At 62.9% G+C, this 14,083-nt stretch carries 9 protein-coding genes; 7 read left to right on the forward strand and 2 right to left on the reverse strand.

The window, feature by feature from the left end; genetic code table 11:
- Positions 1 to 42: 42 nt before the first annotated feature.
- Together BLW71_RS35840 and BLW71_RS35845 are read left to right on the forward strand one after the other, a co-directional pair.
- A complete protein-coding gene (locus tag BLW71_RS35840; protein ID WP_091808140.1) occupies positions 43 to 3,273 on the forward strand; it encodes an efflux RND transporter permease subunit in 3,231 nt (1,076 codons plus the stop codon).
- Between the two features lies 1 nt (position 3,274).
- A complete protein-coding gene (locus BLW71_RS35845; protein ID WP_091808143.1) occupies positions 3,275 to 4,735 on the forward strand; it encodes an efflux transporter outer membrane subunit in 1,461 nt (486 codons plus the stop codon).
- 151 nt (positions 4,736 to 4,886) lie between these two features.
- Here BLW71_RS35845 and BLW71_RS35850 read toward each other — a convergent pair whose 3' ends face one another.
- Both BLW71_RS35850 and BLW71_RS35855 read right to left on the reverse strand, forming a co-directional pair.
- Positions 4,887 to 6,845: an AI-2E family transporter gene (locus tag BLW71_RS35850; protein WP_091809271.1), complete on the reverse strand. Its 1,959-nt coding sequence runs from the start codon at positions 6,843 to 6,845 to the stop codon at positions 4,887 to 4,889.
- Positions 6,846 to 6,982: 137 nt separating this feature from the next.
- A complete protein-coding gene (locus BLW71_RS35855) occupies positions 6,983 to 8,263 on the reverse strand; it encodes a DUF445 domain-containing protein (RefSeq protein WP_091808146.1) in 1,281 nt (426 codons plus the stop codon).
- 204 nt (positions 8,264 to 8,467) lie between these two features.
- Here BLW71_RS35855 and BLW71_RS35860 point away from each other — a divergent pair, with 204 nt between their 5' ends.
- From BLW71_RS35860 to BLW71_RS35880, 5 genes are all read left to right on the forward strand, one after another.
- A complete protein-coding gene (locus BLW71_RS35860) occupies positions 8,468 to 9,610 on the forward strand; it encodes a metallophosphoesterase family protein (protein ID WP_091808149.1) in 1,143 nt (380 codons plus the stop codon).
- Positions 9,607 to 12,231 (forward strand): AAA family ATPase, encoded by a 2,625-nt coding sequence (locus BLW71_RS35865; RefSeq protein WP_091808152.1) that lies wholly within the window; start codon positions 9,607 to 9,609, stop codon positions 12,229 to 12,231. Before BLW71_RS35860 ends, BLW71_RS35865 begins: the two co-directional genes overlap by 4 nt.
- Before the next feature lie 259 nt (positions 12,232 to 12,490).
- Positions 12,491 to 12,967, forward strand: a complete 477-nt coding sequence (locus tag BLW71_RS35870; protein WP_091808154.1) for an Hcp family type VI secretion system effector — start codon at positions 12,491 to 12,493, stop codon at positions 12,965 to 12,967.
- 19 nt (positions 12,968 to 12,986) lie between these two features.
- On the forward strand, positions 12,987 to 13,466 hold the full coding sequence (locus BLW71_RS35875; protein ID WP_091808156.1) for a DUF2778 domain-containing protein: 480 nt from the start codon (positions 12,987 to 12,989) through the stop codon (positions 13,464 to 13,466).
- 98 nt (positions 13,467 to 13,564) lie between these two features.
- Positions 13,565 to 14,074: a hypothetical protein gene (locus tag BLW71_RS35880; protein ID WP_286162200.1), complete on the forward strand. Its 510-nt coding sequence runs from the start codon at positions 13,565 to 13,567 to the stop codon at positions 14,072 to 14,074.
- Positions 14,075 to 14,083 lie beyond the last annotated feature (9 nt).

Raw genomic sequence — 14,083 nt, forward strand, 5'->3', positions numbered from 1 at the left:
TTAACTGTGCGGACTAACTCTGCGCTCCAGGCGGCAAACCGGATGAAGCTCTCCCATTACTGTATCGACAGGCCGATCTTTGCGTCGGTCATCTCCATCGTCATCGCGCTTGGCGGCCTGTTGGCCATGTTTGCCTTGCCCGTCGCCCAGTACCCGGACATCACGCCGCCGCAAATCACGATTACCGCCAGCTACCCGGGCGCCAGTGCCGACGTGGTGGCGAACAACGTTGCCGCGCCTATCGAGCAGCAGGTCAACGGTGCGGACAACATGATCTACATGACCTCGTCGAGTTCGTCGACCGGCAGTTTGACGATCAACGCGTTCTTCCGCAACGGCACCAATCCGGATCTGGCTCAGGTGGACGTGCAGAACCGCGTCAACCTCGCGTTGCCGCAATTGCCGCAGTCCGTGCAATCGCAGGGCGTGCAGGTGCAGAAGAAATCGTCCGCGTTCATGATGGTCGTCGCGGTGTACTCGCCCGATAACCGCTTCGATTCGACTTACGTCGCCAACTACGCGAACGTGTACGTGCTCGATGCGCTCAAGCGCATTCCGGGCGCGAACCAGGCCAGCATCTTCGGCACACCCGACTACGCGATGCGTATCTGGTTGCGCCCGGATCGCATGGCGCAGCTCGGTATTACGGCTACCGACGTGCAAAACGCGGTGGCGAACCAGAATCAGCAGTTCGCAGTCGGGCGTCTCGGCCAGGCGCCGACGGGCCTGCCAGTGGAACAGTCGTTCGCGGTGACGACGAGCGGGCGCCTCGCCAACCCCGCCGAATTCGACAACATCATTATTCGCGCGTCGAGCAACGGCGCGGCGATCGTCCGTTTAAAAGACGTCGGCCGGGCCGAACTCGGGCAGAAAGACTATTCGATACGCAGCCGGTTCCAGGGCAAGCCCGCTACGGTGATCGCGATCTATCAACAGCCCGGCGCCAATGCGCTGGATGTATCGAAGCAGGTGCGCGCAACGCTGGCTGAGATGAAACGGTCGTTCCCGGAGGGTATCGACTACAACATCGCAATGGATACCACCGACTTCACGCGAGCGTCGATCGCGGACGTGGTGAAGACTTTCTTCGAAGCCGTCGTGCTGGTGGTGATCGTCGTATTCATGTTCTTGCAGAGCTTTCGCGCCACGCTGATTCCGGTGCTGGCGGTGCCGGTCTCGATCCTCGGGACGTTCATGGGCATGGCCGCTCTGGGTTTCTCGATCAACATGCTGACCATGTTCGGCATGGTGCTGGCAATCGGCATCGTGGTGGACGATGCGATCGTCGTGATCGAGAACGTCGAGCGCAACATGCGCAAGTCCGGCCTCTCGCCGAACGCGGCGGCCAAGCGAGCCATGGATGAAGTATCGGGCCCGGTCGTCACGATCGTGCTGGTCATGTGCGCGGTATTCGTGCCGGTTGCATTTCTGGGCGGCATTACCGGGCAGATGTACAAGCAGTTTGCCATCACCATTGCGATTTCCGTGGTCCTTTCCGGCGTCGTGGCCCTGACATTGTCGCCAGCGCTCGCTGCGGTGCTGCTGAAACCGCAAGCGCATGCAAAACATCGTTTTTTCAGGTGGTTCGATATCGCCTTCGCTCAGGTCACGGCGGGCTATGGCCGCGCCGTGTCGCTCACCATCAGACGCTTTGGCGTTGCGCTGCTGCTATTCGCCGGCATGCTCCTGCTCGCCGTCACGATGATGCGCTCCATTCCGCACGCTTTCCTGCCGCCTGAAGATCAGGGCTACCTGCTCGGCGCAGTCATCATGCCCGATTCGGCGAGTCTCGATCGCACCGGGCGGGTGTCGTCGCGCGTGACCGACTACTTTGCGAAGCAACCCGGGGTGGGCAGCGTCACCGTGGTCGACGGTTACAGCCTGCTCGACAATCAGACAATGAATAACGCATCGACATTCTTTGTCGGACTGAAGGATTTCGACGAGCGGTATGCATGGGCGAACATTCGCACGCAGAATGCGCGTGCGTTGCTGCTCGGCGCTTACCGGGCGCTGTCGCGCATCAAGGAAGGTATCGTCGTGCCGGTCAACCCGCCGTCGATTCCCGGGCTCGGCACGACGGGCGGCACCGAAATGTGGATTCAGAGCAAAGGCGACGGGACTACGGCGCAACTCGCGCAGGTCGTGCAGGATTTTGTCGCGAAGGCGAAGGCGCGTCCCGAACTGGCGGGCGTCACGTCGACCTTCAACGCCTCATCGCAGCAGTTGCGTGTCGATGTGGATCGCGACAGGGCGGCCACACTCGGCGTGCCGATCGACGAGGTGTACAGCACGATGCAGACCCTGTTCGGCTCGCTGTACGTTTCGCAGTTCAATCAGTCGAGCCGTCTGTGGCAGGTCATTCTCCAGGCAGAGCCCTCGTACCGGTTGAAGCCCGCGGATCTCGAGCAGGTATTCGTGCGCAGCACCACGGGCACGATGGTCCCGCTCAAATCGGTCGTGATGTATCGGTACGTGACCGGACCGTCCCTGATGACGCGCTTCAACGATTTCCCCGCCGTGCTGATCACCGCCAATGCAGCACCGGGCCACAGCTCCGGCGAGGTGATCGCCGTGCTGGAGGAGCTTGCGCGAACCATGCCCGCGGGATATGGCGTGGGGTGGAGCGGCGAAGCCTATGAGGCCCGCCAGTCAGGCAGCACGTCGGGCCTCGTTTTCGTGTTCGGTCTGGTGATGGTGTTCCTGATTCTGGCCGCGCAATACGAACGCTGGAGCTTGCCCGTCGGCGTTCTGATGGCGGTGCCGTTCGCTCTGTTCGGCGCTTTGCTGGCCATCCTGATAAGAGGCTTGAACAACGACGTCTATTTCCAGATCGGTCTCACCATGCTCGTCGCACTCGCGGCGAAAAACGCGATCCTCATTTTTGAGTTTGCAGTGCTGAATCGCGCCCAAGGCGCATCGGCGTTCGATGCCGCGGTGACCGCCGCCCGCGACCGGCTGCGGCCGATCGTCATGACGTCGTTCGCCTTCATTCTCGGCTGCGTTCCGCTTGCTATCGCGACCGGCGCGTCGCAAAACAGCCGGCATTCCATCGGCACCGGGGTGATCGGCGGCATGTTGGGGGCGACCGGCGTCGCCGTGTTCTTTATTCCAATGTTCTTCTTCCTGCTCGAATCGGTGAACGAGCGGCGCGCCGGCAAAAAGAACGCAGGCGCGATGCCGGAGAGGCAAGGTGAAGGGAGCCTGACCGATTCGCCCTCATTGGCTAACAGATCGACCGGTGTGGACCCCGGCACGAAGCGGGGTAATTGACATGCGTCCAGCCGGTTCAAATGTTTCCTGGGTATCGGCACTCGGGCTTTGCCTGTGTCTGAGCGGGTGCGTGATGGGCCCCGACTATGCGCGGCCGTCAATCGCCACGCCGGCCACCTTCCGCTTTTCGGATGGCGCGCAGGCGAAAATCGTCGATACGGCGTGGTGGGCGCAGTTCGGCGATCCAGTGCTGAACGAACTCATTGCCACGGCGCTCGCGCAGAACAAGGACCTGAAAATCGCAGCCGCCCGCGTCGACGAATTTCGCGGTCAATTCGTCACCACGCGCTCGCAACTGTTTCCGCAGATCAGCGCCGGTTTCAACGCCGGTCGCCAGCATGTCTCGCCGCTTGCGCAAGCCTCGTTGCCGGCGGGCCTTGGCTCGGCCTACAACTCGTTCAATGCCACGTTGCCCATCTCATGGGAGATCGACGTTTTCGGCCGTGTGCGGCGTCAGACCGAAGCCGCGCGCGCGGATCTGCTCGCTAGCGAGGAAGGTCAACGGGCCACCATGCTCACGCTGGTGGCGTCGGTTGCCACGTCCTACATCAATCTGCGCAGCCTGGATCGGCAACTCGAGATTGCAAAGGCAACCTCGGCGAGCCGCGAGAGTTCGGTGAAAGTGTTCGAACTGCGCTTCAACGGTGGGCAGATTTCGCAGGTCGAACTGGCCCAGAGTCAGTCGGAATACGAGGCGTCGCTGGCGGACATTCCCGCCATCGAGGCGCAGATCGGGCAACAGGAAGACGCGCTTTCGGTATTGCTCGGCCGCAACCCCGGTCCGATTCTTCGCGGCCGTACGCTCGATGAACTCCAGTCTCCCAACGTGCCGGCAGGCTTGCCATCCGCGCTGCTCGAGCGCCGTCCGGACGTGTTGCAGGCCGAGCAGAACCTGATTTCCGCCAACGCGTTGATCGGCGCCGCGCGCGCGCTTTATTTTCCGCAGATTTCGCTCACCGGGCTGCTGGGCTCGTCGAGTACGCAGTTGAGCAGGCTCTTTAGCGGGCCGGCGAACACGTGGGCGTTTGCAGGCGCACTGACCCAGCCGATTTTCTCCGCCGGCAGCATTGCCGGGCAGGTCGAGCAGGCCAACGCGCGTCAGCAACAGGCGCTGTATGCGTACCAGAAGGCTGTTCAGTCCGCATTCCAGGAGGTCAGCGACGCGCTTCTCGGCGTCGAGAAGTCACGTGAAAGGCTGAGCGCGCAATCTCGCCAGGTGGACGCGCTGAGTGCCTATGCAAGACTCGCGCGACAACGCTATGAAGGCGGTTACACCAGCTATATGGAAGTTCTCGATGCCGAGCGAAGTCTGTTCAGCGCGCAACTGGCTTATGCGCAGACCCGCAGCAATGAGTACACCTCCCTTGTTACCCTTTACAAGGCGCTTGGCGGCGGTTGGGGCGCTGACGCGCTTGCCGGATTGGAGCGGGACCGAGCGGCTCTACAAGGCGACACAAGATAGTCGTCGAGCGATTCGGGTTCGTGGCTAGCAGGTGGCGGGGTACAACGTGCAGACTGGCCGGGCAGGTCCGCGGTCAGACCACGAGCTAAGGCTTGCGCGCACGCGTACCCGCGCGGCCGCGCTGGTCGCGCGCGTGGTTGCCGACGTTCGATCAATCCGCTCCGCCCACATGCAAAGGGTGGCGCGCATGCTGCAAGGTGGACGCCGCGAGGCATTCCTCGATCATCGCGCGGAAGGTGGGCGCCGCGTGCGAAGCGCCGGTCGCGCCCGACTCGGGGCCGCCCTCCGGTGCGCCGCCCACGCCGAGCACGAGCGTCGCGCGAGGGCGCCATTCCCGCGTGCGTCGCAGCATATTGCGCAAGTACGGCGGCGATTCCGGCGCGTCGAGCGAGACGATGCAGATGATCGACGCATCCTTGAAACTCGGCTCGTCGGCGCGCGCGCTCCGGTAGCCCGAGTGCGTGGCCATCATCGGCGCGAGATTCTGGCGGCCGAGCAATTGCACGGCGATCGCGGTTGTCACTTCGTCGAATGAACCGCGACCGGGCACGCATAGCACTGACGTTTTTTCGGCTGCGCGGGGCATTGGCGGATGGGCCGAAACAGGGCTGCCGTGCCGCTCGGAAAGATCGGCCGAAGCCGAGGCCGACTCGTGCAGCGCGCTCGCGGCGTCCGCGGCTTCGGTGCGCGCCAGGCGGTCCGGCAAGCCGTCCGCGATCTCCAGGTTTTCGACGATGTCCACCAGCGCGTCGTTGACGCGCTGCAACTGGTCCGGCATCAGCACGCCGCGCATCGCATCATTGCGGGCGAGCTTGAGGCCTTCGAGCACGACTGTGTCGTAGTAGTCGATCAGCGACATCTCGCGCAGCAACCGCTCCGCCTGCACGATGGCCTCGTGCGGATCGTCCGCCAGCAAACGCTGATAGAAGTTCTGCGCGGGTGTGAGCGCGGGCTGATCGCCGAGCAGCACCGTGAGGAAGTTCAGCCGGTCCGCGTAGCGCCCCATCGTGACCACGCACAACGTGAGCGGGGTCGACAGGACGAGGCCGATCGGCCCCCACAGCCAGCTCCAGAAAATCGCCGCGACCACCACCGCGAGCGGCGACAGCCCGGAGCGGTGGCCGTACAGCAGAGGCTCGGCGATCTGCCCGGCCACCAGGTCGACCACGATGAACAGAATCAGCGTATAGACCGCCATGGTCCATTGCGGCTGAATCGCGGCAGCAAGGAAGACCGCGAGAATCGCGGCGATCCAGATGCCGATATACGGCACGAAGCGCAGCAAGGCTGCGATTACACCGAACAGGAGCGCACCCGGCACGCCGATAATCGCGAGCCCAATGGCGATCACCCCGCCCGCGCTGAGATTCACGCCCAGTTGCGCGACGAAGTAGCGGCTTAGGCGCACGGCGGCGTCGTTGATCGCGGTCGTGGTGCGGTGAAGATCGCGCGAGCCGAACAGGCTGATCAAACGGTCGCGCAGATCCTCGCGCTGCAGCAGGATAAATATCGTCACGACCAGCACGATGAAGGTCGTCTCGATCGGCGCGATGGCCGGCGACAACGCGCGTTGCGCGAGCTGCATCGGCGTGGGCGCAGGCTCATGCACTTCCACCGGCTGCGGCACGGCGGGCGCGTTGCGCGCCGCGCGTCCGGTGGGGCGCGGCGGGTTCGGTTTGGAAGGTGCCACACGCTGCAGTGCGACGGCGGCGCGGCTCATCAGCGAATCGGCGCGGCCGACGGTCTTTTCCTGAACCGTTTCAATCTTCTGCTCGATCGCCACCTGATACTGCGGCAGGTCGCCCGCGAGTTGCACCAGCTGCGCGCCGATCAGCGCGCCGACCGCGAGCAGGCTCGCCAATGCGAATAGCACGGCAATGAAAATGGAGGGCAATTGCCCCATGTGCAGACGCCGCAACATTTGCACGAGCGGCGCGAGCAAGAAGCTGAGCAGCACAGACAGCGTAATCGGGATCAACACCGCGCGGCCGAAGTACAGCCCGCACACCACCACCACGCCGGTGATCACCGAAGCGAGGCCATGCAGGCTGGGCGTGCCCGGCGGGTAAACGCGGTTCGGCCGCCCATTTGGCGGTAACGAGATTTTCATGAGCACACGTTCCGATTCAGAAGCGCTGTTGTTCTTATGCTGATCGCTCGCGGACAAACTGATGGCGTCCGGGCAATGCGCTGGAGCAAGTCATATGCCTGGATTGTAGGCGCTTTGACGCCTCACGGGTCTATCGCCTATCGCAAGTGCAGGCGCAGCAGCTCGAACAGTTGCGAGCTCCCATACAGCAGCAGGCCGATAAAGCCGCCGACAATCGTCCCGTTAATCCGTATGTATTGCAGATCCTTCCCGATGTTCAGTTCGATCTGCCGTGACATGTCGCGCGAGTCCCAGTTTTTGACGGTATCGCTGATATGCCGCGTAAGGAATTGCGCAAAGTCCGGCGCCATGGTGCGCGCCGCTTCTTCGAGGTGGTCGTTGAGCGACTGGCGCAACGCCGGATCGTGCGCGAGTTCGCGTCCGACCCATTGACCCATCGCCATCACGCGCGCATGCAAGGCCGAGTCGCTGCTTTGCAGATCGCGCTTGAGCCACGCACGCAATTCGCCCCACATGTCTTTTACATACGAACTGAGCGCGTCGCCTTCCACCAGGTAGCGTTTCAGTTCCTCGCCTTTTTGCAGGAAGGCGGGATCGGTCTTGAGCTTGTCGATCAGTTTGTGCGCGGCGTCATCGAACTTCTCGCGAAGCTGGTGCGTCGGGTTTTCGCTGATCTGTTCGAGCATGCGGTTCACCGCGTTGGCAAGCGCTTCCGCGCCTTTCTCGCCGAGCCATGCCGAAGGCAGGATCATCTCCATCTTCGGGTATTCGCTCTTCACCCAATCGACGATGCGCTCGGCGATGAACTCGCGCGCCTGCGGCTCGCGCAGCAGCGCGATGACCTGTTCGATGCCGGCGTCGAGCAGTTCCTGATGGCGGCCGTCCTTGGTGAGCGTGTCGAGAATGGCGCCCATCGACTGCGACAGGTCCACCTTGGCCAGCACGTCGCGCAGCGCGTCCTTGATGAAGACCTGAATGCGCACGTCGTCGGTCAATTCCAGAATGCCGCTGGTCAGTTTGACGACGTAGTCGCCCAACCGCGCGGTGTTGGCCGGCTGCGTGAGCCAGCCGGTAATGCTTTGCGCCGGGTCGTGTTTCTGGATCAGGCCGACCAGCGAAGGCACATCCAGAAACTTGTCCTTCACGAAGACCGCGAGGTTGTCGGCGATCTTGTGCTTGTTCCTCGGAATGATCGCGGTATGGGCGGAGACGAGCGGGATCGGCACGCGGCGAAACAGGGCGGCCACGGCGAACCAGTCGGCGAGCGCGCCGACCATCGCGGCCTCGGCGATCGCCTTGATGCCGTCCACCCAGACGCCGCGCGGCATGAACGCGGTGACCACGAAAACGCAGGCGGCCGCGAGCAACAGGAGTAAGGGTGTGCGCTTGGCTTTTTTCAGTTCGATGGCTTTGTTCATCGGCGGCAGGGCAGCGGGTTCGGGGCGATTGAAATCACGCGGCGCGCTTCACGCGCGTCCAGAACCGCGAGTGTAGCGCCGCCCGCCAGCCCATGTACCAACCGGCTGGGACTATCTTTAGCGCGCCGGCACGGTAACATCTACGGCTAGGCTGCGCGGGCTCGCCCGGCGAGGCAGATTGCAATTGAATGGAATGGAGGCACAGTGATCAGGTTTCTGCACACCGCGGACTGGCAGATAGGCACGCAATTCGGCCAGTTCGAGCCGGACGAGGCGGCGCACCTTGCCGAAGCGCGCTTCGAGACCGTGCGCAGGATCGCCGCCGAAGCCGCCGCGCGCAAAGTCGACGCCGTGCTCGTGGCCGGCGACGTATTCGATCTGCAAACGGTCTCGGACACGGTGATTCGCCGTCTGTTCGGCGCGCTGCAAGGCTTCACCGGACCGTGGATCATGTTGCCGGGCAATCACGACGCCGCGCTCGTCGAGAGCGTATGGACGCGTGCCCAGCGCCTGAACTGCATCGCGCCGAATGTGCGCGTGGTGCTCGAACCGGGCGTGGTGTTGCTGGACGACTGCCGGTGCGCGTTGCTGTGCGCGCCGCTGACGCAACGCATCACCTACGACGACACCACCGGTTTCTTCGATACCACGCAGACGCCACCCGGCTATCACCGCGTCGGGCTCGCGCACGGCAGCGTGAGCGGGATTCTGCAGGAGGGCATCGACTCGTCCAATCCGATCGCGCCGACGCGTGCCGCGAGCGCCCGTCTGGACTATCTGGCGCTCGGCGACTGGCACGGCCATCTGCGCGTCGACGAGCGCACGTGGTATGCCGGCACACACGAGCAGGACCGCTTCCGCGCCAATGATCCGGGCTTCATGCTCGACGTCACGCTGGCTGAGCCGGGCGCGTCGCCGGTGGTCGAGCCGGTGCGGGTCGGACAATATCAATGGCATCGCTGGGACGAAACCATCGCCGTGCCGACCGATGTGGATTCGCTAAAGGCACGCCTCGCCACCCTGGGCAGTCACGACGTGCTGCGCGTTGCAGTCGGCGGCACGGCCGCGCTCGCCGATGCCGAAGCGCTTCACGTCGCGGTGGAAGAAGCGCGCGCCCGCGTGCGGGCCTTGCGCGTCGATCTGAGCGGCCTGCAAGTGCTGCCCACCGCCGACGACCTCGCCGAACTCGGCGCGCAAAGCGGCTATCTCGCCAAGGTGGTGGCGCGTCTGCGTGGCTTGCAGGAAGACCCGCAGTCCGACCCGCAAGCGGTCAAGCGCGCGGCGGAAGCATTGCTGCTTCTGGCGCGTTTCCAACGTGAACTGCCGCGCGAAGCGAGGTCCGCATGAAGCTGCAAAGTATCGCGATCCAGGAATTCAAGCAGTTCACCGGGCGGCTCGTCATCGACGACCTGCAGCCCGGTCTCAATCTTTTCGTCGGCCCGAACGAGGCCGGTAAGAGCACGATTGCCGAAGCCGTACGCGCCGTGTTTCTGGAGCGCTACAAGGCCTCGCATCTGAAAGACCTGCTGCCGTGGGGCAAGGCGAGCGGACAGCCGTCGGTCGAAGTGAGTTTCGAGCTGGACGGCGCGGCATGCCGGCTGTCGAAGCAGTTCGTCACGCGGCAGCGCTGCGAACTCAAGATCGGCCAGAGCGTGTTCGGCGAGGATGAAGCTGAAGACAAGCTCGCGGCCTTGCTGGGTTTTTCGCGCGCCGCGCGTGGACCGCTGAAGGCAGAGAATGCGGGCGTTCCTGGTTTATTGTGGGTGCAGCAAGGCGGCACGCAGGAAGTGCGCGATTCCACCGGTCACGCCGCTCAGTATTTGCGCGATGCGCTGTCGCAACTCTCGGGCGGCAGCGAATCCGCCGGTGAGGACGCGCTGATCGCCGCCGTGCAGCGCGAGCTTCGGCAACTGCTTACCGCGCGCACGCAGAAGTCCACCGGGCCGCTCGCCGAAGCCGAACAGACCCTCGCCCGGGTGATCGAAGAGCGCGATGAACTGGAGCAGCAGCGTCAACAGTTCGAGGAGAACATCGCGCGGCTTGCCGCGCAGCAGGAAGCCTTCGACGACACGCAGCGCAAGCGCCCCTGGGAGCTTCACGAGCAGAAAGCCTTGCAGGCGCAGCAGCGCGCCGATGCCGCGGCTGAACTCGAACGCAACCTGCAAGGGCTCGCGCAAGCGCTCAAGGCGAGTGAGGCCGAACTGGCGCTGCCGTTGCAACAGGAGCAGAACGCACTCGAACTGGAAGCCGCCGTCGCGCGCGAGCGGCAGCAACTCGACGCGCTGCGGGCGAGCGTGGCGGCGGTGCAGGCCGAGCACGCACAAGCCGCAGCCAGCGTGGCGCAATTCGAGCAGGCTTTTGCCGATGCGAACCGCGCGCTCGAGTTGGCCAATGCGGCAGTGACGGTGGCCGATCTGCGCAGCCAGATTGAGCTCTATCGGGCCGAGAGCGAGCGGCTCGAAGCGTCGATCGCCGCTGCCGCCAAAGCTAACGACGCAATGCTGGAAGCTGCGCGCGTCGCGGCCACGCTCGAAATCGACGAGGCGAAACTGAAACGGCTCGCCGCGCTCGGCAGCGAGTTGACCGTGCTGCGCGCGCGCACCGAAGCCGCGATGACGCGCATCGAATACCGCCTGCACGGCGCGATGACCGTTGACGATAAACCGGTGAGCGGTGAAGGCGTGCTACGTCTGGACGGGGAGAAGCGGATCGGCCTCGGCTCGCTCGGCGAATTGCGGGTGGTGCCGGGCGTCTCCGATCTGCCTGCGCGATTGTCCGAACTCGCGTCGCTCGAAGCGCAACATGCGCAGTTGTTGCAGGCGCTCGGCGTGGCGTCGCTCGGCGAGGGCGAATCGCGGCATGAACAGTGGAAGGCGCTGGTCGCCCAGCAGAAAAGCCAGGCGAAGATTCTTGAGGTGCACGCGCCGCAGGGCATCGAGGCACTGCGCGCGGCGGCGGCAACGGCTGCGGCGCGCATGCAGGCGGCCAATGAGCGGCTGGCGAGTCTGCCCGACGTCTCGACCGCGGCGCCGCTCGACGAGGCTCGCCGCAACGCCGAAATCGCACGCGACGCGTTGGAGGCTGCGCGAAAAGTGTTGACGCAGGCGGCCGAAAAAAGATCGACCGGCGTGGCCAATGCGGAATCACTTGCGGCTCAGTTGCAGCGGAAGGACGCGCAATTGAGCGACGAAACTTTCCGTCGGAACCGCGAACAGTGGCAGACGAAAATCGTCGAACAGCGCGTGCAGGTCGAGGCGTTGCGTAAGCAGCGCGAAGGGCGTGAGCGCGAGCTGGAAGCCGCGCGCCTCGATGATCCGGCGGCGGAGGCGAAGCGCTATCGCGCGTCGGCGGAACTCGCGCGCAGCGAGCAGAACGAGCGGCAAGTGCGGATCGCGGGCTTGCGCAGCCAACTGGAGACCGTGGGCGCGTCGGGGCTTGGCGAGCGTCTGGCGGTGCTCAAGGCCAAAGTCGAACAGGCCACGCGGCGCCGGGACGAACTCAGCTTGCGCGCGAGCGCGTTGAGTCTGCTCGACGAAGTGCTGGTGGACGAACGCGACGCCGCAGTCGCGCAATTGCGCGCGCCGTTGACCGAACGGCTCGGGCATTATCTGAAGCGGATTTTCCCGCAGTCGACGATCGCGCTCGGCGACGATTTGAGTCCCGCCACGCTGGATCGCTTTGGCCGTGCGGACACGCTCGATGCGCTGAGCTTCGGCACGCGCGAACAGCTCGGCATTCTGACGCGGCTTGCCTATGCGGATTTGCTGAAGGCATCAGGCCGGCCGACCTTGCTGATGCTCGACGACGCGGCCGTGCATACCGACGCCGCGCGACGCGACGCCATCAAGCGCGCGCTGATCGACGCGGCCACGCGGCATCAGATTCTGGTGTTCACTTGTCATCCCGAGCTGTGGGACGATCTCGGCGTGAGGCAGCGGGCGATTGATGATCTGAAGGTGGCGGCCTAGCTGCCGGGCCACGCAAGCACGGTGTCAGCGATCACCGCGCAAGGCCGCATGAATTGCCACATGCGGCCGATGAAAACTCACGCAGATTTGCAGAAAGATCCGATCTCCATCGATAGACGTTTCCCCTGAAACTATCACATCGAGTCTTCGCTGCGGTCTGAGCCTTCCGCCAGGATTGGTTAACCCTGCTTGTGCCGAATGCGTGCGCATGTCCGCGTGACGACCGTCTGAACAGTCGCACGGATCACGGGGATGGCTCATGGCGCAGGATACCTTCATCAAGATTGACGGCATCGACGGCGAATCGCAGGACGGGTCGCATCTGAACGAAATCGACGTAATCGGTTGGCGCTGGAAGGTTTCACAGGCCTCGACCATGATGTCGGGTTCCGGCGGCGGCGCGGGCAAGGCTACCGTTTCAGACCTGGAGTTCACTCACAAGCTCGACCGCGCGAGTCCGAATCTGACCAGGTTCTGTTTCACGGGCAAGCATATTAATCAGGTGCGGTTGACCGTGCGCAAGGCCGGGGGACTGCCATTCGAATACCTGAAGATCACGATGCACGACGTGGTCATTACCCAGGTCGAACCGATCGGCGGTGGCGACGAATGCCACGAAGAGGTTCATCTTTCCTTTTCGACAATGAAGCATGAGTACTTCGTGCAGAACGCGCTGGGGGGAAGCGGCGGTGCGGTAACCGCGACGCTTTATATCAAGAACAACACTGCAAATTGACGGGGCAGGGGCAGAGGAAATGCCGGTCAAGTGTACTTTTGTTCTTAACAGGGAGGTCACTTCCTCGTTCATTTGCGACGGAACCGTGTCGGTAGCCGCGTTTTCTGGAAACGGTCGGGGCCGGGACAATCCTGACGATGTTGCCGTGCCGAATGTCGGCCCTTTACCCAAGGGTGTCTATTACTTGGTCGATCGGCAATCAGGCGGATTCATCGGGCCGATGCGTGACTTATTCAATCAGTATGGCGGGTCCACCGACAGGCGGAGCTGGTTCATGTTATGGAATCCTGTCTCTGGAGACACGACTAACATTGATGGCATTAAACGCGGCAATTTCAGGTTGCACCCAATGGGGTCACTCCGATTGAGCGAAGGATGTATCACCGTCAAGGATCCGAACGATTTTGACCGCCTACAAAAGTACATTCGTTCGCGCGGCCGCACACTGCCCGTCCCTCGAACGACAATGAAGGCCTATGGAACGGTCGAAGTGAAATGATAAGAAAATACGCGCTGACAGCATTTTGCATCGTTGCGTGTCTTTTAGGCTCCGTAGTTGGCGGATGGTATATCACGTGTCTTTTCACGTTGTTGCCTATGGAAATGCCGCTTTCTGTCGAAAGATCCATTCGGTTTTCACTGGCAATTTCCGGTAATGATGATCTGGCAAATCCTGACGATATGGAAATGCTGGCGTTGCTTCTCTACTGGGCGATTGCCACGTTACTGACCGCTGTAGTACTGATCGGGTTCAAACGATGGGGCTCCCGCTACAGCATGGCGAGGAAGAGCGCTGAAACGATTCCCAAAGTGCCTTTGCCTGTAACGCTTGCTGCGTCCCTACTCGTGCTTGTCGTTATTAGCTTTCTGGGTTGGCAACTGTCGAGTCCGCTTACGAGATACCCCCTTCATATACCCGCTCCAGTCAAGGCAGTAGTCAAATTCTACCTATCAGCCACAGGCCAAGGCGCCGGGTCAGATCTCGACGAGAACTTGATTTTGTACGTCATGGACCTTTATTGGGCAATAGCTACCCTGTGCATCGGCGTACCGGTCGTTCTTTGCTGTCTGGCGATACGTCGGTTCATGCGCAGAAAAACCTCATAGCGCACACGT

The organism is Burkholderia sp. WP9 (assembly GCF_900104795.1).
Lineage (GTDB): Bacteria > Pseudomonadota > Gammaproteobacteria > Burkholderiales > Burkholderiaceae > Paraburkholderia.